The sequence below is a fragment of the Pigmentiphaga litoralis genome, from assembly GCF_014651835.1.
Classification (GTDB): Bacteria; Pseudomonadota; Gammaproteobacteria; order Burkholderiales; family Burkholderiaceae_B; genus Pigmentiphaga; species Pigmentiphaga litoralis.
In genome coordinates, this window is record NZ_BMXQ01000003.1 from 395,165 (window position 1) to 414,113 (window position 18,949).

The following is an 18,949-nucleotide window of genomic DNA, read 5'->3' on the forward strand; positions in this document are numbered from 1 at the left end:
ACTTCGCATAGGCATCTGCTGATATGGCAACCAGTATCCTGAACATCGCGCTTACCGGACTCAAGGCGGCCCAGGCCGGCATGTCCGTGACTGCGAACAACATCACCAACTCGGACACGGTCGGGTATTCGCGCCAGACACTGGTGCAGAACGCCTCGTTCTCCAATTTTTCCGGGTCGGGATACTTCGGGCAGGGCGTGGACGTGGTTACGGTGACGCGCGCGTACAACGCGTTCCTGACCGCACAGACCACGCAAGGCGCCTCGTCGCTCAGCTACCTCAACACCTATTCCGACCAGATGACTGGCCTGATGAACCGGATGGGTACGGTCGACACGGGCATTACCAATTCGCTGAACACCATGTACGAGGCCATGAGCAATCTTGGCCAGCGTCCCAGCGAATCGGCGCCGCGGCAAGCCGCGTTGACCGCGGCGCAGTCCGCATCGGCGCGCTTTCGCAGCATCAGCGACGACTTGAGCAGCCTGCGCAATGGCACCAATCAGCAGATCTCGGCGACCACGGTCAAGATCAACGAACTGGTCCAGTCCATCGCCACCTATAACGACAAGATCAATGTCGCCATGGGCGCCACCGGCAACGGCCATTCGCCCAACGAACTGCTGGACCAGCGCGAACAGGTGTTGCGCGAACTGGGCAAACTGACATCGATCAGCTTCAGCACGCAAGAAAACTCGATTAACGTGAACCTGAGCAGCGGCCAGCCGCTGGTTGTCGGAACCGTCGCTTCGGAATTCGCCTTCCAGTCCGACGCCAACTCGCTTGCCGGCGGCACGCTGACCCTGATGCGTTCCGGCAAGGAAACGCCGCTGCGCGAGTCGGACCTGGAAGGGGGGGCGCTAGGCGCGCTGGTTCAATTCCGCGACAAGGAACTGAACAACGCCCAGGCCCAACTCGGCAAGATCGCCATCGCGATGGCTGCCGGCTATAACCAGCAACAGCAGTTTGGTATTGACGCCAAAGGGGATGCCGGCACGCCGATGTTCACCATTGGCGCACCGCTGGCCATACCTGGCCGCAACAACTCCGGCGACGGCTCGATATCGATCAGCGTGACTGACATCCGCTCATTGACAGGCGACGACTATCAGGTCACCCGCAACGGCAGCGATTATGTGGTGACCCGCGGTGGCACCGGCGCGGTCGTTGGCACCTACGACTCCCTGCCGCAGAAATTTGAAGGCCTGCAGATTGGCCTAATGTCCGGCGACCTAGCCGATGGCGACTCGTTCACCGTCAGCGTGGCGCGGGAAGCGGCAGGCGGTCTGCAAGTGCTGGTCAGCGATCCGAACAAGATTGCTACCGCGTCCCCAATGGAACTCAAGACTTCGGCTGCGAACAAAGGTACGGGCGTCATCGGTCATCTGCATTCGGTCGAAGCGGACACGGTCGATTACGGCAGTTCCGTGAACGTGGTCTTTACCGACGGCAGCAAGTACGAACTGCGCAATAGCGCCGGCGCGGTCCTCGGCGCTGGCGTGCTGACCCCGCCAAAGTCCGAAATCGCCTTGAATGGCTGGTCATTCGACATGACAGGAACGCCTTCCGCCGGTGACACCTTTACGGTTGCCGCGTCTCGCGGCGACCCCTCGGGCGACAACCGCAACGCGTTGGCCATGGCCGCGCTGGGCACGACCAAGCTGCTGGACGGCAATACCCTGACCGACAAGTACGCCTCATTGGTTGCGCAGGTTGGAACGCGTGCCAGCGCGATCAACGTGAGCAAGACGGCGCAGCAGGCAGCCTTCACGCAATCCATCAACGAAGAACAGTCGAACGCAGGCGTGAACACTGACGAAGAAGGCGCGTCCTTGATCCGCTACCAGCAGGCGTACGCAGCTGCAGGCAAGATCCTGGCAATGTCGTCGCAGCTGTTCGACGAACTGATCACGTCGCTGCGTTGACGGCCGGTCAGTCCACAGCTCGCCCGTTAACCGTTTGACTCGCATCCCCACGCATCCAGAGACTTCCCATGAGAATCAGCTCCGCCCAGTTGCATGAAGCCAGCGTTCGCGCCATGACTACCCAGCAAGCGTCCCTCGTCAAGGTGGCGCAACAGGTGGCGGAAGGGCGCCGTGTGCTGACGCCGGCGGATGATCCCATCGCCTCGAGCCGCGAAGTGGCGCTGGACGCCAGCCTTCGCTCGTCCGAGCAGATGCAGAAGAATCAGGCCGACGTAAAGGGGCAACTGGAGCAGGCCGAGAATTACCTGGGCCAGGGAAGCACGCTGCTGTCGGCTTTCAAGTCGTCGATCGTCAAGGCGGGCAGCGGTATTTTGAGCGCATCGGACCGGGCGTCGGTCGTTGCGGACATGACCAGCCTGCGCGACCAGATGATGTCCCTGGCCAACACGCAGGACGAAAGCGGCAACTTCGTTTTTGCAGGATTCAAGCGCGATTCCCAGCCTTTCACACGCACCACTGACGGCGTCGTCTACGGTGGCGATAGCGGCATCCGGCAAAGCCAGATCGGGCCCAATCGTTTCGTCGACGCGAACTTCTCGGGTGCGTACGTGTTCGATACGGCCATTACCGGCAAGGCCGGGGTCGTTGCGACCGCAGGCGAGGCGAACACGGGCGGTCTGCTGCTCACCGGCAGCACGATCAACGACAAGACCGTCTGGGGCAACGAGAAGGCCCTTGGGCCGTTCAACGTGTCGTTCGGCGCCGACGGTGCGTACACGGTGACCGACGGCGAAGGTGAGCCCTATGCCGCCGGAACGCTGACAGCAGGCGCTGCCACGCTGGACGTCGCCGGTGTGCGCCTGTCGTTCAGCGGCGCGCCCAAGGCGGGCGACACGCTCAGCGTGTCCACCTCGAGCAGCCAGAGCATTTTCGACACCATGGACCAGGCCATCGCCGCGCTGAGCATGCCTGAATCGTCGCAGGAATCCGCACGTCGCGGCAACGCGCTGTTCGCGCTGTCGGCGAACATCGACGGCGGGCTGGACCGGATGCTGGAAGCCCGCACGTCGCTTGGCAGCCGGCTGAACGAGGTCGAAGCAGCATTGTCGTCAGACAGCGCACGAAGCGACGCGCTGACTGAAGAGATGGCTCGCGTCACAGGGGCGGACGCAGCCACGCAAGTCGAGCTGGCAACCGAACTCGCCCAGCGCAAGTTCAGCGTCGAGGCTGCCCAACTGACTTACACTAAGATCTCTCAACTAAGCATTTTCAACTACCTCTGATCCCAGCTGCCGGTGTGAGCCACGCCCCCCGGCACGGACCGCAGGGGCATACTCAGAGGCGCCATGCAGCAGGACCTGTTCAACATCTTGGTCGTGGATGATGAGCCGCTCAATCTGGCCATCATTTCCGAGCACTTGTCGGACCCCCGATACCGATTGAAGGCCGCCAGCGATGGCATCCAGGCCTGGGACATGCTGCAGCATGGCGGCGTGCCCTTCGACATTGTCGTGCTCGACCGCATGATGCCCGGGATCAACGGCATCGAATTGCTCGAGCGGATGAAGTCGGACCCTCGTTTCGCCGACATTCCCGTCATCATGCAGACCGCGGCGTCGCGCCAGCATGAGGTCCTGGAGGGCTTCACGAAGGGGGCCCACTACTACCTCACCAAACCCTATGAACACGCGATCCTGGTGGCTGTGGTGTCGGCTGCGATCGATGTTCGCGCGCGGCAGAAGCAGCTCAAGCGCCAGCTGACCGATGCGCAGGAAATCTTCTCCAACGTCCAGCGTGCCCAGTTCACATTTTCGACCCTGTCGGAAGCACGCCAGCTTGCGTCGTTCCTGGCCAAGCTGTGCCCGAATCCCGAGGCTGTCGTGGTCGGCCTGGCGGAGCTCATGATCAATGCGATCGAGCACGGCAATCTTGAACTGGGATATGCCGAGAAGGGCCGCTTGAGCGTGGAGGGCGGTTGGGCGCAGGAAATCGAGCGCCGCCTGACGATGCCAAAGTACGCGCACCGCATCGCGCAAGCGACGTTCCGGCGGCTGCCAGACCGGCTGGTGTTCCACATCCTGGATGAGGGCCCGGGCTTTGACTGGCCGTCGTTCCTGGAGATGTCGCCAGACCGTGCGTTCGATTCACACGGCCGCGGCATCGCCATGGCCAACATGCTGGCGTTCGACAATCTGTCGTATCTGCGGGAAGGGCGGGAGGCGGTCTGTACGGTGCTGCATTCCGACACGACCGGTACGGCGCTGGACAAGGCGGGCGGCGGAAAGTACTACACAAGCCGCATGGGCGACTGACACAACCGTCGTGGCCGCTGTCTGACAGCAGGCATGGTCCAAATTGTAGGCGCCAAAAACCAAAGGCGCCGTCATCTCGACGGCGCCTTGCACCTTCAACCCACCCGGCGGTAAGGCTGAGCCTCAGTCCACCAGCCGGTGCTTCAGCGCGTAGTGCGTCAGCTCGGAGTTGTTCTTCAGCTTCATCTTCTCGAGCAGGCGCGCGCGGTACACCGACACGGTCTTGGGCGACAGCGACATGGCCTCGGCGATCTGCGTGAGCGTACGGCCCGATGCGATCATGGCCATCGTCTGGTATTCGCGGTCGGACAGGGTCTCGTGCACCGGGCGCTCGTCACCCTGGCTCAGGTGCGTGGCGAGCTGTTCAGCGAGTTCGGGCGTGATGTACTTCTTGCCGCGCGCAACGGTGCGAATCGCTTCGATGACCGTTTCAGGCGGCGAGTTCTTGTGCAGATAACCCGCTGCGCCGGCCTTGACGCTACGCACCGCGTACTGGTCTTCGGGATACATGCTGAGCATGAGCACGGCGGTCTTGGGCCAGCGCTCGCGCACCTGCTTGAGGGCGTCGAGGCCACTCTTGCCGGGCATGGAGATGTCCATCAGCACGACGTCGGCTTCGGTCTTGCGCAACACGTCGAGCAATTCGCCGCATTCGCCGGCTTCTCCGACGACACTGATGCCGCCTTCTGTCTGAGCGATTTGACGAAGGCCGGAGCGAACGATGGCGTGGTCGTCAACGATAACCAGGCGAATCATTCGGCGCCTGCATTGGGCTTGGGATCTTTGGAATGTGCGGCCATGGATGGATCCTGACTGTGTAGCGGTATAGATATCATTAGTGTAGTTCCTTTGGATGAGGCTGCGCTGCCACTATCCGCTTCCGGTGTTCCACTTATGTCCATCCAGCCACCCAAACCATGGATGCGTTCCATCATGCCGCGCAACCCGAAAGACGTCTGTTTTCGCAGGGCATCGGGGGCCAGACCGACTCCGTTATCGCGCACTTCCAACGTCATGCTGGTGTCGTCTGCAAACAACTCTATGTTCACGCGCGTGGCCTGCGCGTGCTTGAAAATGTTGGTCAACGCTTCCTGGAAGATGCGGAAGACGGCAGTGGATTGCTCCAGACCGAGCGACAGGTCTTCCTGATTGGTGTTCACCTTCACTTCGATACCGGAGTGCTGCGAGAAATCGCGGGCCTGCCATTCGATGGCGGCAACGATGCCGAAATCCAACACCGGTGGCCGCATCGCGCGCGCAATACGCGAAATCGCCACGCCCAGAGACGCGACCATCTGCTCGGCTTCTTCCAGTAATTGCGCCGTAGCAGGTTCACTGGATCGCCGGCGTGCAAGCGCCAGGTCCGCGCGAATCCGCGTCACCAGGGCACCCAGATCATCGTGGATTTCGCGGGCAAGCTCGGCGCGTTCGTTTTCGCGAACAAGTTCAGTGTGGCGCGACAGCTCGCGCAGTTGCTGTTCGGACCGGCTCAGTTCGGCCTGTGCACGCGCCAGATGCGTCACGTCCGACAGCGACACCACACAGCCTGCCGGCGGCCGGCCGCTCAGCGGACTGGCCGAGACCAGCAGCTCGCGGCGTTCGCCGCGCGCCTGCATGCCAAAGGGGAGGCCGGTCAGCGGGAATCCGCCCAGCGCCGGCATGATCAGGGTCAGCAGGCGTTCGGTATCGCCCGGGTCGGGCAAGGTGAATTGCTTGGTCAGGACTTCGGTGTGCGACATCCCGGTCAGTTCTTCGATCGCCGGACTCCACATCGTTACCTGCAGGTTTCGTGCAACCGCAAACAGCGCCACCGGCGTCGCCGAGAAAATCGCGTTCAACTGATCGTGCGCGGATTCGAGCGCGGTTTCGGCGCGCATGCGCTGGTCGCGGCTGCGCACTTCGCGCAGGCTGCGTTCGAGGGCAGGCGGCAGCCGGCGCAGGTTGTTCTTCATGACGTAGTCGTCGGCGCCCGAACGCATGGCGTCGACCGCGGCTTCTTCGCCGATGGCGCCCGACACGATCAGGAAGGGGCCCGAAAAGCCGATGTCCTTGGCGACCGCCAGCGCGCGTTTCCCACTGAACGTCGGCAAAGAATGGTCGCTGACGATCGCGTGCCACTGCGCGGTGCTGAGGGCCTCGCGCATGTCCTGCTCGGTCTCGACGCGGCGCGCGGAGATCGTCAGGCCAGCATTGGCCAGCACTGCCCGCATCAGCGAGAAGTCGGAGGGGGAGTCCTCGACGAACAGTACGCACAACGGCGTGGCATCTCGGCCATCAGCGTCGTCCGGACCGGGCAGGGTGGGTGGCGTAGCCATCATGGTGTGAAGAACCTGGTATTGAGTGCTCACGCCGCACCGGCAGTCAGGCGTGTCATCGGATTTGCAGCAATTTGATGGGCTGCTCTCAATAAGCGTGGGCCTACTGCCGATAAGCTCTGCAATGATAGCGTGCGACGATATCACGCGGCGCAGCCGCGCGGGCGTCGCCCCTCTTTTTAAGGACCACCGTGATCCCCAGAAGCCCCACTTCCACACTCGTACAGGGCCTGGCCGCGCTCGGCGAGTCCGCCGGGGCCACCGAATTTGCGTTCGATACCGCGGATTTCGACAAGGTTCGATTGCTGCTCAAGCAACATACCGGCATTTCGCTGTCCGAAGCCAAACGCAGCATGGTCTACAGCCGCCTGGCGCGCCGCCTGCGGGCGACCGGTGCGTCGACCTTCCGCGCCTACCTGGACGCGCTGCGCAGCGGTTCGCCGGAATGGGAGCAGTTCGTCAATGCGCTGACGACCAATCTGACGTATTTTTACCGCGAAAGCCATCATTTCCAGATGCTGGCCGACTACTTCAAGCAGCGCGCCCGGCCCGGGCAGACGCTGCAGATCTGGTGCGCCGCGGCGTCGACCGGTGAAGAAGTCTGGACAATTGCGCTGACCGCGGCAGAGTCCTTCGGCACGCTGACGCCGCCGATCCAGATCATTGCGACCGACCTGGATACCCATGTGCTCGATCAGGCACGCAAAGGCGTCTATCGCGAAGACCAGATCGCCAAGGTGCCCGAAGCGCAGGTGCGACGATATTTCGTGCAAGGACCGCCGGGCACCTACACCGTGCGGCCCGAGTTGCGCGCGCTGGTCACTTTCCGCCAGCTGAATCTGCTGGACCCGGTGTGGTCGGTGCGCGGGCCATTCGACGCGATCTTCTGCCGCAATGTGCTCATCTACTTCGACCGCGTGACGCAATTGAAGGTGGTGTCCCGCATGGCGCCCCTGATGCCGCCCGATGCGCTGCTGTTCGTCGGGCATTCCGAGAACTTTTCGCACGGTCAGCAGGCGTTCGTGTTGCAGGGCAAGACGGTCTACGCGCGGGCGCGCCAGTCCGCCGCAGCCACCTGATCGCCTGGATCCGGCCATGACCGAGCACCCCGCGCCTACGTGTGCCACCCTTGCCGCCGCGCATGCCGGCCGGTACGACCGCCGCCTGATCATCGCGATCGGCGCGTCGACCGGCGGCACCGAAGCCATTCGCGACGTGCTCATGCACTTGCCCGCTGGCCTGCCGCCCATCGTCATCACGCAGCACATGCCGCCGGGCTTTACCCGCAGCTTTGCCGACCGGCTCAACAAATATTCGGCCGTGCACGTCAAAGAAGCCGAGCACGAAGAACGCCTGCTGGCCGGCTGGGCCTATGTGGCGCCCGGGCATGCGCATCTTGCCGTACGCCACGCGCTGTTTGGCTATAGCGCCGTGCTTTCCGAAGACGAGCCGGTGAACCGGCACCGCCCGTCGGTCGAGGTGCTCTTCTTGTCTGTCGCGAAGATGGCGGGGCAGGCCGCTGTGTCGGTCATGTTGACCGGCATGGGCAAGGATGGCGCGCGCGCCATGGTGACCCTGCGCGAGGCAGGGGGCTACAACCTGGCGCAGGACCAGGCCACCAGCGTGGTGTTTGGCATGCCGCGCGAGGCCATTGCGATGGGCGCCGTGCACGAAGTGGTGGCCCTGCCGCAGATCGCGCAACGCATCCTGGTGGCTGTAGAAGCCAGGCAGCGGCTGCTGGCGCCCTGAATCAACCGCTTACTTCAAGCCCAGCACGTCCTGCATGTCGAACAGGCCTTGTGCCTGGTCGGCCAGGAAGCGGGCGGCGCGCACGCTGCCTTCGGCATACGTGGCGCGGCTGCTGGACCGGTGCGTGACCTCGATGCGTTCGCCCGGGCCGCAGAAGAACACGGTGTGATCGCCCACAACGTCGCCGCCGCGCGCCGCGGAAAAGCCGATGGTGCCCGCCTGGCGCGCGCCGGTGTCGCCATGACGCGCCCACGTCGCGACCTCGGCCAGGGGCTTGCCCCAGGCGTCGCCCACCGTTTCGCCCATCTTGAGCGCGGTGCCTGATGGCGCATCGACCTTGTGCTTGTGGTGCAGGTCGAATACTTCCACGTCGTAGTCGTCTTTCAGGATGCGCGCGGCAATGTCCAGCAACTTGAGCGTCACGTTCACGCCGATGCTCATGTTGGGCGCGAACACGACGCCGACCTGCTCGGCTGCCTTGGCGATCGCGGCCTTGCCGGCATCATCGAAGCCGGTGGTTCCGATCACCAGCTTCACGCCGTGGCGCGCGCACGCATCCAGGTGGTCCAGGGTGGCATGGGGCCGTGTGAAGTCGATCAGGCAATCCGCATTGGCCAGTGCGTCGAGGTCGGACGTCACGATCACCCCGCTGTCGCGGCCGGTAAAGGCCGTGGCGTCGGTGCCGATGCTTTTGCTGCCGGCATGACCCAGCGCGACCGTCAGCGTCATGTCAGGCGCTGCGGTCACGGCTTCGATCAGCATGCGGCCCATGCGCCCGCTGGCGCCTGCAATGGCAATCCGCATCGTCAGTTCCTTGCCGGCGTCGGCATCGGAACCGAGCTGGGGTCCAGGCTGGTGGGGGGTGGCGTGCCGTCCAGCGTCTCACCCTGCGGCACCGTTTCCGGACCGGGGTTGGCGGCTGTGTTCGACCGGAAGACCGGGGTGGCCGCTTCACGACGCGTGTCGGTCTTCTGGAAGGGCTGGCGGGCGGGCTGCTTGTCGCCGTTCCAGCGGTCCAGCTTGTCGTTCACGAAGTAGACGGTGAAGACGCGCTCTTCGGTCGGGCCGTTACCCGGAATGAACAGATAGGGATAATCCCAGCGTTCGCCACGGAAAATGCTGGTCAGCGTTGGCGTGCCCAGGGCGAAACGCACCTGTTCGCGCGTCATGCCCTGGCGCAGCATGTCGACCTGCGACTGCGTGAGCCAGTTGCCCTGCTGGATGTCGGCCTTGTACGGCTTGATGAAGCCCGGCACGTAATTGTTCACACTGCTGCATCCGGCCAGGGCCATGACGGCAGCCATGCTGGCAAGCTTCCAGCGCACGGGAAGCGCGCGGCGGGAATCAGGGGCGGCCGGCAGCGTGGCGCGGGCGGGCGAGCGAAATAGGTAAATCAGAGCGTTTGGCACAGATGCGCAACTCGTCTTGACTGGGGAAACCGTTATCATAAAGGCTGAACGAAGTAACAGGCTGCGAAAGGACCACCATGACTGACCAGAACGAACTCAAAAGCATCGGCCTGAAGGCGACGTTTCCTCGATTGAAGATCCTTGATGTGTTCCGCAAGGCCGAAACGCGCCACATGAGCGCAGAAGACGTTTACCGGGCGTTGATCGGTGAAAACGTCGAAATCGGACTGGCCACCGTCTATCGCGTGCTGACCCAGTTCGAGCAGGCTGGCCTGCTCAGCCGCAGCCAGTTCGACAGCGGCAAGGCCGTGTTCGAGCTCAACGAAGGCGAGCATCACGACCACCTGATCTGCACCAACTGCGGCCGCGTGGAAGAGTTTTTCGATTCGGAAATCGAAAAGCGGCAGCAAAAGATTGCCAAGGACCACAATTTCACGCTGACCGGGCACGCCCTGTCGCTGTACGGCATCTGCCAGCGTTGCACCAAGGCCCGCTGATCCCGACGCGTTGCGCCTGACACCGTCGGCGCGTACCTGGCGTCGGCTCATGCGGCTGGCCTGTCGACTGCCCGAGCCCGCCGCGGCATCCTGAAATACCGCATCCTCAAGTACCGCCTCCAAACCTCCCGCACCCGGACCCACCGCATCCCGCCCACCGCTCACAGCTAATTGTTGCCCAGCATCTCGCGAGCGTGTTTGCGGGTGGTCGCGGTGATCTCGATACCGCCCAGCATCCGGGCGATCTCATCGATCCGTCCGGTACGGTTCAGCAGATGCACCCCCGACACCGTGCTGGTGCCCGACTGCCGCTTTTCCACCTCGTAGTGCACGTTGCCGCATGCCGCCACTTGCGGCAGGTGGGTCACGCACAACACCTGGTGGAAATTGCCCAGTTCGCGCAGAAGGCGCCCAACGACTTCGGCCACCGCGCCGCCCACGCCCGTATCGACCTCGTCGAATATCAAGGTCGGGACGCGCGCCGCCCGGCTGGCAATCACCGACAGCGCCAGGGAAATCCGGGCCAGTTCGCCGCCCGATGCCACCTTGGCCAGGGCCCGAGGCGTGGTGCCTGCATGCCCGGCCACCCGAAATTCGACCAGGTCAGCGCCCGCCGCGCCGGGTTCACCGGCCTGGACCACGGCTTCGAACTTGCCGCCGCTCATGGCCAGGGTCTGCATGGCCTGGGTGACCTGTTTTGACAGGGACGCGGCAGCCTTGTGGCGTGCCGCGCTCAGTTCCTTGGCCAGGGCGTCGTAGGCCGCGCGCGCCGCCTCGGCCCGTGCACGCAGCGCCTGCACGTCTTCCGATTCCTTGAGCGTGTCCAGCTGGGCCAGCAGTGTCTGATGCCGCTCCGGCAATTCGTCCGGCGTCAGCCGGAACTTGCGCGCCGTTTCGAACACGGCCTGCAGGCGGGCTTCGACAATGGACAGCCGCTGCGGATCGACCTCGAGCCGGGCCAGGTAGCTGTTCAGGTCGGATACGGCTTCCTGCAGCGCGATGCGCGCCGATTCCAGTGCTTCGGACACGGGCGTCAGCGCCGAGTCGTGATTGGCCAGCTGGGCGATGCGCTGCGACGCGGCTGCCAGTCGCGTATGCGCCGCGTCATCGTCTTCTTCCAGGGCGGCAATGGTCTGGCTTGCGCCGTCGATCAGCGATTGCGCATGCGCCAGCCGGGTATGTTCGGCCTGCAGTTCTTCCCACTCGTCGGCGGCCAGCGCGAGGCGGTCCAGTTCGTCGGCCTGCCATTGCAGCCGCTCGCGTTCCTGCTGCAGGCTTTCAGCATCGCGTTCCACCGTTTCGAGCCGGCGGGCCACATCGCGCCAGGCCTTCCAAGCGTCGGCAACGCCGCGCCGCAGGCTGGCATGGTCACCATGACCGTCGAGCAGGTCGCGTTGGGAATCGGCTTTGAGCAGGCTCTGATGGGCATGTTGCCCATGGATATCGACCAGTTGCTCGCCCAGTTCGCGCAACTGCGTCAGGGTGGCCGGCATGCCGTTGATGAAACTGCGGCTGCGGCCCTGGCTGTCGATCAGGCGGCGCAGCACCAGGCTGTCGCCATCCAGCGCGTGGTCGGCCAGCCAGCCGGTCAGGGTATCGGGCACGTCGAAGACGGCGCTGATTTCGGCGCGGGTCGCGCCTTCGCGCAGTACCGAGGCATCGGCACGTTCGCCCAGCGCAAGGGCCAGGGCGTCGATCAGAATCGACTTGCCTGCGCCGGTCTCGCCAGAGAACACGGTAAATCCGGGGCCAAATTCGACCTCGGTATGGTCGACAATCACAAAGTCATTGATGTGCAGCGCGCGCAGCATACGGGAGAAGGCCAGTAAAGATCGGGTCAGTCGACTGCTGCGCCGGAAATCTGGTTCCAGTGCAACTTTCGTCGCAAAGTGGAAAAGTAACTGTATCCGGCGGGATGAAGGAAGCGGATGGTATGTTCTGCACGTCTCACTACGATCCGGTCGCCTACCTTCAATGACGACCAGCTCTGCATGTCGAAGTGAACGCTTGCACTCTCGTCACGCCCGCCCTGCGCACGGGTCAGCGTGATTTCGATCGTACAGTGGTCGGGGATCGTGATCGGCCGGTTCGACAGCGCCTGCGGCGCGACCGGCACGAGCACCAGGCCGCGCAGCGACGGGTGCAGGATGGGGCCGTTGGCCGACAGGGCGTACGCGGTGGACCCGGTGGGGGTGGCGATGATCAGGCCGTCAGCGCGCTGCTTGGACATATACAAGCCGTCCACCTGCACCGTGACTTCGATCATGCCGCCCAGCCCGGCCCGGCTCAGTACCACGTCATTCAGCGCCAGCGCCGAAATCATGGTGGTTTCGCCGCGGATCACGCTCGAATCGAGCAGGATGCGCTCTTCGGACTCGAAATTGCCTTCCAGCATGCCGGCGATGGCTTCTTCGGCCGATTCGAGCGGGATGTCGGTAATGAAGCCCAGACGGCCATGGTTGATGCCGACCAGCGGGACATTCCATGGCGCCAGTTGCCGGGCCAGGCCCAGCATGGTGCCGTCGCCGCCCATGACGATCGCGAGCGAGGCGCGCTGCCCGATCTCGTCGACCGTGGCGGACGGGTAGTCAGTCAGGCCGATATTGACCGCGGTTTCGGCTTCAAACAACACTTCGCGGCCACTGGCCTGAAGCATGCGCGCAAGGGCCCGCAGCGGCCCGGCGATGCCGGTGTCATGGTATTTGCCAACGAGGGCGACGATGGGAAAATGCATGCTTGAGATTATATGGGTGAAGGTGACCGGCGAGCGGGGAAAAAGCGTCCGGCCCGGCCCGACCGTCATTACAATAGCGGATATGGACGATCGCGCACGCACGCTACTCAAGGCGCTCATAGAGCGTTACATCACTGACGGCCAGCCCGTCGGTTCGCGCACCTTGTCGAAAGTCTTCGATCTGTCGCCGGCCACGATTCGCAACGTCATGGCCGACCTGGAAGACCATGGGCTCATTCACAGTCCGCACACCTCGGCAGGGCGGGTTCCCACGCCCCGGGGTTACCGGGTGTTCGTGGATTCGCTGTTGACGGTCCGGCCCTATGAGGCGTCCGAAGAAAACCGCATCCAGACGCTGCTTCCCGCTGCCGACCCGCAACGGGTCATTGCATCAGCTGCCTCGCTGCTGTCCAACCTGTCGCAATTTGCAGGGGTCGTCATGGCCCCCAAGCGCACGCAAATGTTCCGGCAGATCGAATTCATCCGGCTGTCCGACAAAAGGGTGCTGCTGATCATTGTCACGCCCGAAGGGGACGTGCAGAACCGCATCCTGTTCGCTCAGCGGGACTACTCGTCCACCGAACTGACCGAAGCCGCCAACTTTTTCAACCAGCATTTCGGCGGCAAGTCGTTCGACGACGTGCGGCTGACGCTGCAGCGCGACCTGGGCAAGCTGCGCGAGGACATCTCCCGCCTGATGCAGCAGGCGGTGGACGCCAGCACCGAGGTGGCGGCCGACAATTCCGATTCCGTGGTCATCTCGGGCGAACTCAACCTGCTGGGCGTGTCTGACCTGGGCGCCGACCTGGACAAGCTGCGCAAGATGTTCGGCCTGTTCGAAAAGAAAACCGATCTGATGCAGCTGCTCGACATTTCCAGCCGCGCGCAGGGTGTCCAGATCTACATTGGCGGCGACTCGCAACTGGTGCCGGTCGAGGAACTGAGCGTGATCACCGCGCCCTATGGGGTCGACGGCAAGATCGTGGGGACCCTGGGTGTCATCGGCCCGACGCGGATGTCGTACGATCGCGTCATCCCGATCGTCGACATCACGGCGCGCCTGCTCTCCAACGCGCTCAGCCAACACTAGGACACGCATGCGTTTTCTTCCCGAACCGCCCCATCGTCATGGTGCGGTCGTCCACGGCGCGGCTGCCAAGACCGGCGTGCTGCTGGTCAATCTCGGCACGCCCGACGCGCCGAATCCCAAGGCGGTCCGCCGCTTCCTGGCCGAATTCCTGTCCGATCCGCGTGTCATCGAAATCCCCCGGCCGATCTGGTGGGTGATCCTGAACGGCATCATTCTGAATGTGCGCCCGAAGGATGCAGCGGCGCGCTATGCGTCGGTGTGGATGGCCGAAGGCTCGCCGCTCATGGTGTGGAGCCGGCGTCAGACGGCGGCGGTGGATGCGGCGCTGGCCGCGCGCGGTCACGCGGTGGAAGTCGTGCTGGGCATGCGGTATGGCAACCCGTCGCTGGCCAGCGCCATGCAGACCCTGCGCGAACGCGGCTGCGACCGCATCCTGGTGCTGCCGCTGTATCCGCAATATTCGGCCAGCACGACCGCCACGGTGTCGGACGCCATCAATGCCCAACTGGCACGCACCCGCAACGCGCCCGAACTGCGATTCGTGAAGCATTTTCATGACGACCCTGGGTACATTGCGTCGCTGGCGGCGCGGGTCAACGCGTTCTGGGAACACCATGGCCGCGGCCAGAAACTGGTGCTGAGCTTTCACGGCCTGCCGCGCCGGTCGCTCGACCTGGGCGATCCGTACTTCTGCGAATGCCAGAAGACCGGCCGCCTGCTGAGCGCTGCGCTCGGCCTGACCCCGGACCAGGTGGAAATCACCTTCCAGAGCCGGTTCGGCGCGGCCGAATGGCTGCAGCCCTACACCGAGCCGACCCTCAAAGAGCTCGCCAAGAACGGCGTCACGTCCGTCGACGTGTTCTGTCCGGGATTCGTGGGTGATTGCATCGAAACGCTGGAAGAAATGGCGCAGGAAGCGCGCGACGCCTTCCTCGCGGCCGGCGGCACGCAGTATCGCTACATTCCCGCGATCAACGATTCAGCGCCCTGGATCGATGCGTTGACGTCGCTGGTCGAACGCCACCTGCAAGGCTGGCCGACCAAAGCGGCGCGTTCGCCCGACATGGCGGCCGCCGAGGCACGCGAATTGCAGATTCAGCGTGAACATGCCCTTGAACTTGGCGCAACCGACTGAATATGTGTTCGGGCATGCTGGCATTTCCAGTCTGGAACACACATACGTATGGAAGAACTGCGGATCGATAAGTGGCTCTGGGCCGCGCGTTTCTACAAGACGCGCACGCTCGCCCAGGCTGCCGTGGAAAACGGCCAGGTCAAAGTGGCGGGCGATCGCGTGAAACCCTCGCGTTCGGTGCGGCCTGGCGACATCCTGCAGATCCGGGCAGGGCAGCAGGACTGGGAAGTCCTGGTCCGGGGCATCGCCGCCCTGCGCGGCCCGGCCGTCTTTGCGCGCACCCTGTACGACGAAACGCCTGACGGCATGAAAAAACGGCTCACCGCCATCGAATTGAACCGTCAGGCCCGTGACCCTTCGGTCGAGCTGAGGGGACGGCCTACCAAGGCGGACCGTCGCCGCCTGGATCGCTTCCGCCACGGCGAAGAGTGAACTTTCTTGTGCCTGCCGCGTCGCGGCAGGCTTGAAATGCCGATCCTTACCCCCATCTGTGGCATATCGCGAAAGCAAGTGCCTGATATTTCTCGACTTTTTTCATTGGAGGACTTCGATGTCTGCTGAGCAGTCGCCTGGCGACCAACCTACCCAGCGCGCCCCGCAGGAAGACGCTTTTTCCGTGCCCGAGGGCAATGCCGGGACCCCGCAAGACTCGCCCGCGGTCGAGACCGATCCTGTTGCCGACCTCCAGGCGCAGCTCGCTGCCGCCCAGGCTCAGGCCCAGGAACACTACGACGCCTTGCTGCGTGCACGTGCCGACGCGGAAAACGCGCGCCGTCGCGCTCAGGACGATGTGGCCAAGGCCCACAAATTCAGTATCGAATCGTTCGCCGAAAGCATGGTGCCGGTGCGGGACAGCCTCGAAGCGGCGCTGGCCCAGCAAGGCCAGACCGTCGAATCGTTGCGTGAAGGCGTGGACATCACGCTCAAGCAACTGACCGCCGCGTTCGAACGCAACAAGCTGATGATCATCCAGCCGGAAGCCGGCGCCAAGTTCGATCCGCATCATCACCAGGCGATTGCGTCGGTGCCGTCGGATCAGCCGGCAAACACGATCCTGCAGGTGCTCCAGAAGGGCTACCTGATTGCCGATCGTGTGCTGCGCCCGGCTTTGGTAACGGTGGCTGCCGCGAAGTAAGCGGACTGCCGACGCCAGGACCTGTCACATCCACCAGCCCGCATTCGGCACCAGGAACCGTCGTGTCCGCCCCGTTCGATCCGTCCGGGATCTTTGCCACCTTCGACATGAAGGCGGTCGACACCGGAACGTTCGATGACGAGTTGAATGCGCCGGGCAACGATCTGCGCTGCGTGTTTTTCTGGGGCAAGGATTGCTTCAACTGCGACATCTTCAAAAAGACCGCGTTGAGTCAGGTGGATGCGATCCGGGCCTTGGGCCTGACCTGGTTCCATGCCGATGTGTACGCCGATGAGCCGCTGGGGCGGCGCTTCGGTTTGCACGGCGTGCCGGCCTTCGTCCTGTTCCGCAACGGCAAGCGCCTGGGGCGGGTGACAGGATGGCCCGGACTGGGACAGTTTTCAGCGGCGATCGGCAGGTTGAATGCGGCCCATGCGGCGGCAAGCGATGCGGCGCCAGCGGTTGGCAAGTGAACGCTGGCACATCGGGCACCACCCGATAAAACAAATTGATGGAGGGCATTGAAAATTCCTCCAGACCACCTATTTAGTGTGCAAGCAAAGTTTTTCTGATTTTTTTCAGGAACAAGGATTATGGGCAAAATCATTGGTATCGACCTTGGAACCACCAACAGCTGCGTAGCTGTCTATGATGGCAACCAAGTCAAAATTATCGAAAACGCCGAAGGCACCCGTACGACTCCGTCCATCGTCGCCTATATGGAAGACGGTGAGACGCTGGTCGGCGCACCTGCCAAGCGTCAGGCGGTGACGAATCCGCAGAACACCCTTTACGCCGTCAAGCGCCTGATTGGCCGCAAGTTCGACGAAAAGGCCGTCCAGAAAGACATCGAACTGATGCCTTACAAGATCATCAAGGCAGACAACAACGACGCCTGGGTGCAGGTTCGCGATCGCAAGCTCGCGCCGCCTCAAGTGTCGGCCGAAGTGCTGCGCAAGATGAAGAAGACCGCCGAAGACTACCTGGGCGAAGAAGTGACGGAAGCGGTCATTACTGTGCCGGCCTACTTCAACGACAGCCAGCGTCAGGCAACTAAAGACGCCGGCCGTATCGCCGGCCTGGACGTCAAGCGCATCATCAACGAACCGACGGCAGCAGCCTTGGCGTTCGGCCTCGACAAGACTGAAAAGGGTGATCGCAAGATCGCCGTGTATGACCTGGGTGGCGGCACGTTCGACGTGTCGATCATCGAAATCGCCGACGTCGACGGCGAAAAGCAGTTCGAAGTGCTGTCGACCAACGGCGACACCTTCCTGGGTGGTGAAGACTTCGACCAGGTCATCATCAACTACATCATTACCGAGTTCAAGAAAGAGCAGGGCGTCGACCTGTCGAAAGACGTGCTGGCTCTGCAACGCCTGAAGGAAGGCGCGGAAAAGGCGAAGATCGAACTGTCGTCGGCTGCGCAAACCGAAGTGAACCTGCCGTACATCACGGCCGACGCATCGGGTCCGAAGCACTTGAACCTGAAGATCAGCCGCGCCAAGCTGGAGTCGCTGGTCGAGGAACTGATCGCCCGCACGATGGAACCGTGCCGTATCGCGATCAAGGACGCTGGCGTCAAAGTGTCCGAGATCGATGACGTGATCCTGGTCGGCGGCATGACCCGCATGCCCAAGGTGCAGGAAAAGGTCAAAGAGTTCTTCGGCAAGGAACCCCGCAAGGATGTGAACCCCGACGAAGCCGTGGCCGCTGGCGCCGCGATCCAGGGTTCCGTGCTGTCGGGCGACCGCAAGGACGTGCTGCTGCTGGACGTGACGCCGCTGTCGCTGGGGATCGAAACCCTGGGCGGCGTGATGACCAAGATGATCAAGAAGAACACCACGATTCCTACCAAGTTTTCGCAAGTGTTCTCGACCGCTGACGACAATCAGCCGGCCGTGACCATCAAGGTGTTCCAGGGCGAGCGCGAAATCGCGGCTGGCAATAAGGGCCTGGGTGAGTTCAACCTTGAAGGCATTCCGCCATCGGCGCGGGGTACGCCGCAGATCGAAGTCACGTTCGACATCGATGCCAACGGCATTCTGCACGTGTCGGCCAAGGACAAGGGCACCGGCAAAGAGAACAAGATCACGATCAAGGCCAACTCCGGCCTGACCGAGGAAGAAGTTCAGCGCATGGTGCAGGACGCCGAGGCCAACGCTGAAGAAGACAAGAAGGTGGCCGAGCTTGCGCAGTCGCGCAATCAGGCCGACGCGCTGGTGCACGCCACCCGCAAGTCCCTGACCGAGTACGGCGACAAGATCGAAGCGTCTGAAAAGGACGCGATCGAAGCCGCGATCAAGGACCTGGAAGAAACGTTGAAGGACGGCGACAAGGCCGCCATCGACGCCAAGGTGGAAACGCTGTCGACGGTCTCGCAGAAGCTGGGCGAGAAGATGTATGCCGACATGCAGGCCCAGGCTGGCGAAGCCGGTGGTGCCGAGGGTGGCGACACCCCGGGTGCCTCGGGCAAGCCCGCCGACGACAATGTCGTCGATGCGGACTTCAAGGAAGTGAAGCGCGACAAGTAATCGCGTCTTGAGCGGGAGGAGCCGGCTTGCCGGCGCCTCCCGTTTTGTCGTTTCCGAAAGGGAAAGACAAGGGAGTGTTCCTTGGGGTGCTCCCCATAGGGCCAGGCACGATGC

General features: G+C 63.2%; 18 protein-coding genes. 12 read left to right on the forward strand and 6 right to left on the reverse strand.

The annotated features are described in order from the left end of the window. Positions 1 to 23 precede the first annotated feature (23 nt). The 3 genes from flgK (at position 24) to IE116_RS24895 (ending at position 4,237) form a co-directional block, all read left to right on the forward strand. Entirely contained in the window at positions 24 to 1,925 is a 1,902-nt protein-coding gene (gene flgK / locus IE116_RS24885) for a flagellar hook-associated protein FlgK (protein WP_189616494.1), read from the forward strand. A gap of 68 nt (positions 1,926 to 1,993) precedes the next feature. Next, positions 1,994 to 3,208 (forward strand): flagellar hook-associated protein FlgL, encoded by a 1,215-nt coding sequence (gene flgL, locus IE116_RS24890; protein WP_189616495.1) that lies wholly within the window; start codon positions 1,994 to 1,996, stop codon positions 3,206 to 3,208. 63 nt (positions 3,209 to 3,271) lie between these two features. Further along, the gene (locus IE116_RS24895; RefSeq protein WP_189616497.1) at positions 3,272 to 4,237 is read left to right on the forward strand and encodes a response regulator; all 966 of its coding nucleotides are present in this window, start codon (positions 3,272 to 3,274) and stop codon (positions 4,235 to 4,237) included. A gap of 123 nt (positions 4,238 to 4,360) precedes the next feature. On the opposite strand, the gene IE116_RS24900 is transcribed toward IE116_RS24895, so the two are convergent. After that, positions 4,361 to 4,993, reverse strand: coding sequence for a response regulator (locus IE116_RS24900; protein WP_189616499.1), 633 nt, complete (start codon positions 4,991 to 4,993; stop codon positions 4,361 to 4,363). After that, on the reverse strand, positions 4,990 to 6,555 hold the full coding sequence (locus IE116_RS24905) for a sensor histidine kinase (protein ID WP_189616501.1): 1,566 nt from the start codon (positions 6,553 to 6,555) through the stop codon (positions 4,990 to 4,992). The genes IE116_RS24900 and IE116_RS24905 overlap by 4 nt, the downstream gene beginning before the upstream one ends. A gap of 191 nt (positions 6,556 to 6,746) precedes the next feature. On the opposite strand from IE116_RS24905, the gene IE116_RS24910 reads away from it, so the two are divergent. Further along, entirely contained in the window at positions 6,747 to 7,631 is an 885-nt protein-coding gene (locus IE116_RS24910; protein WP_229828921.1) for a CheR family methyltransferase, read from the forward strand. Between the two features lie 16 nt (positions 7,632 to 7,647). Further along, positions 7,648 to 8,301 carry a CheB methylesterase domain-containing protein gene (locus tag IE116_RS24915; RefSeq protein ID WP_308428274.1) on the forward strand — a complete coding sequence of 218 codons (654 nt, stop codon included), beginning with the start codon at positions 7,648 to 7,650 and terminating at the stop codon, positions 8,299 to 8,301. Positions 8,302 to 8,310: 9 nt separating this feature from the next. Here IE116_RS24915 and dapB read toward each other — a convergent pair whose 3' ends face one another. After that, positions 8,311 to 9,105: a 4-hydroxy-tetrahydrodipicolinate reductase gene (gene dapB, locus IE116_RS24920; RefSeq protein WP_189616504.1), complete on the reverse strand. Its 795-nt coding sequence runs from the start codon at positions 9,103 to 9,105 to the stop codon at positions 8,311 to 8,313. A gap of 2 nt (positions 9,106 to 9,107) precedes the next feature. Next, a complete protein-coding gene (locus IE116_RS24925; RefSeq protein ID WP_189616506.1) occupies positions 9,108 to 9,605 on the reverse strand; it encodes an outer membrane protein assembly factor BamE in 498 nt (165 codons plus the stop codon). A gap of 182 nt (positions 9,606 to 9,787) precedes the next feature. On the opposite strand from IE116_RS24925, the gene fur reads away from it, so the two are divergent. Next, positions 9,788 to 10,207, forward strand: coding sequence for a ferric iron uptake transcriptional regulator (gene fur, locus IE116_RS24930; RefSeq protein ID WP_179589997.1), 420 nt, complete (start codon positions 9,788 to 9,790; stop codon positions 10,205 to 10,207). Positions 10,208 to 10,374: 167 nt separating this feature from the next. Here the strand turns inward: fur and recN are convergent, their stop codons facing one another. Together recN and IE116_RS24940 are read right to left on the reverse strand one after the other, a co-directional pair. Further along, complete coding sequence (gene recN, locus IE116_RS24935) at positions 10,375 to 12,018, reverse strand: DNA repair protein RecN (RefSeq protein WP_189616508.1); 1,644 nt, start codon at positions 12,016 to 12,018, stop codon at positions 10,375 to 10,377. 26 nt (positions 12,019 to 12,044) lie between these two features. Then, positions 12,045 to 12,941 carry an NAD kinase gene (locus IE116_RS24940; protein ID WP_189616510.1) on the reverse strand — a complete coding sequence of 299 codons (897 nt, stop codon included), beginning with the start codon at positions 12,939 to 12,941 and terminating at the stop codon, positions 12,045 to 12,047. Positions 12,942 to 13,023: 82 nt separating this feature from the next. Between IE116_RS24940 and hrcA the strand changes: the two genes are divergently transcribed. From hrcA to dnaK, 6 genes are all read left to right on the forward strand, one after another. Next, complete coding sequence (gene hrcA, locus IE116_RS24945) at positions 13,024 to 14,031, forward strand: heat-inducible transcriptional repressor HrcA (protein WP_189616659.1); 1,008 nt, start codon at positions 13,024 to 13,026, stop codon at positions 14,029 to 14,031. A gap of 7 nt (positions 14,032 to 14,038) precedes the next feature. After that, positions 14,039 to 15,166, forward strand: coding sequence for a ferrochelatase (gene hemH, locus IE116_RS24950; RefSeq protein WP_189616512.1), 1,128 nt, complete (start codon positions 14,039 to 14,041; stop codon positions 15,164 to 15,166). A gap of 48 nt (positions 15,167 to 15,214) precedes the next feature. Then, positions 15,215 to 15,598: an RNA-binding S4 domain-containing protein gene (locus IE116_RS24955; RefSeq protein ID WP_189616514.1), complete on the forward strand. Its 384-nt coding sequence runs from the start codon at positions 15,215 to 15,217 to the stop codon at positions 15,596 to 15,598. Between the two features lie 118 nt (positions 15,599 to 15,716). Beyond that, complete coding sequence (grpE, locus tag IE116_RS24960) at positions 15,717 to 16,301, forward strand: nucleotide exchange factor GrpE (RefSeq protein ID WP_189616516.1); 585 nt, start codon at positions 15,717 to 15,719, stop codon at positions 16,299 to 16,301. A 107-nt stretch (positions 16,302 to 16,408) separates the two neighbouring features. Beyond that, positions 16,409 to 16,774, forward strand: a complete 366-nt coding sequence (locus IE116_RS24965) for a thioredoxin family protein (RefSeq protein WP_189616661.1) — start codon at positions 16,409 to 16,411, stop codon at positions 16,772 to 16,774. A gap of 120 nt (positions 16,775 to 16,894) precedes the next feature. Continuing rightward, entirely contained in the window at positions 16,895 to 18,835 is a 1,941-nt protein-coding gene (gene dnaK, locus IE116_RS24970) for a molecular chaperone DnaK (RefSeq protein ID WP_189616518.1), read from the forward strand. Positions 18,836 to 18,949 lie beyond the last annotated feature (114 nt).

Excerpts from the sequence above, each read along its gene's own strand:
- IE116_RS24965 (WP_189616661.1), top strand. The coding sequence starts at position 16,409 with ATGAAGGCGGTCGACACCGGAACGTTCGATGACGAGTTGAATGCGCCG.
- flgL (WP_189616495.1), top strand. The coding sequence starts at position 1,994 with ATGAGAATCAGCTCCGCCCAGTTGCATGAAGCCAGCGTTCGCGCCATG.
- IE116_RS24955 (WP_189616514.1), top strand. The coding sequence starts at position 15,215 with ATGGAAGAACTGCGGATCGATAAGTGGCTCTGGGCCGCGCGTTTCTAC.
- fur (WP_179589997.1), top strand. The coding sequence starts at position 9,788 with ATGACTGACCAGAACGAACTCAAAAGCATCGGCCTGAAGGCGACGTTT.
- IE116_RS24940 (WP_189616510.1), bottom strand. The coding sequence starts at position 12,941 with ATGCATTTTCCCATCGTCGCCCTCGTTGGCAAATACCATGACACCGGC.
- recN (WP_189616508.1), bottom strand. The coding sequence starts at position 12,018 with ATGCTGCGCGCGCTGCACATCAATGACTTTGTGATTGTCGACCATACC.
- IE116_RS24900 (WP_189616499.1), bottom strand. The coding sequence starts at position 4,993 with ATGATTCGCCTGGTTATCGTTGACGACCACGCCATCGTTCGCTCCGGC.
- IE116_RS24905 (WP_189616501.1), bottom strand. The coding sequence starts at position 6,555 with ATGATGGCTACGCCACCCACCCTGCCCGGTCCGGACGACGCTGATGGC.
- hemH (WP_189616512.1), top strand. The coding sequence starts at position 14,039 with ATGCGTTTTCTTCCCGAACCGCCCCATCGTCATGGTGCGGTCGTCCAC.
- dapB (WP_189616504.1), bottom strand. The coding sequence starts at position 9,105 with ATGCGGATTGCCATTGCAGGCGCCAGCGGGCGCATGGGCCGCATGCTG.
- IE116_RS24925 (WP_189616506.1), bottom strand. The coding sequence starts at position 9,605 with ATGGCTGCCGTCATGGCCCTGGCCGGATGCAGCAGTGTGAACAATTAC.
- IE116_RS24915 (WP_308428274.1), top strand. The coding sequence starts at position 7,648 with ATGACCGAGCACCCCGCGCCTACGTGTGCCACCCTTGCCGCCGCGCAT.
- flgK (WP_189616494.1), top strand. The coding sequence starts at position 24 with ATGGCAACCAGTATCCTGAACATCGCGCTTACCGGACTCAAGGCGGCC.
- dnaK (WP_189616518.1), top strand. The coding sequence starts at position 16,895 with ATGGGCAAAATCATTGGTATCGACCTTGGAACCACCAACAGCTGCGTA.
- hrcA (WP_189616659.1), top strand. The coding sequence starts at position 13,024 with ATGGACGATCGCGCACGCACGCTACTCAAGGCGCTCATAGAGCGTTAC.
- grpE (WP_189616516.1), top strand. The coding sequence starts at position 15,717 with ATGTCTGCTGAGCAGTCGCCTGGCGACCAACCTACCCAGCGCGCCCCG.
- IE116_RS24895 (WP_189616497.1), top strand. The coding sequence starts at position 3,272 with ATGCAGCAGGACCTGTTCAACATCTTGGTCGTGGATGATGAGCCGCTC.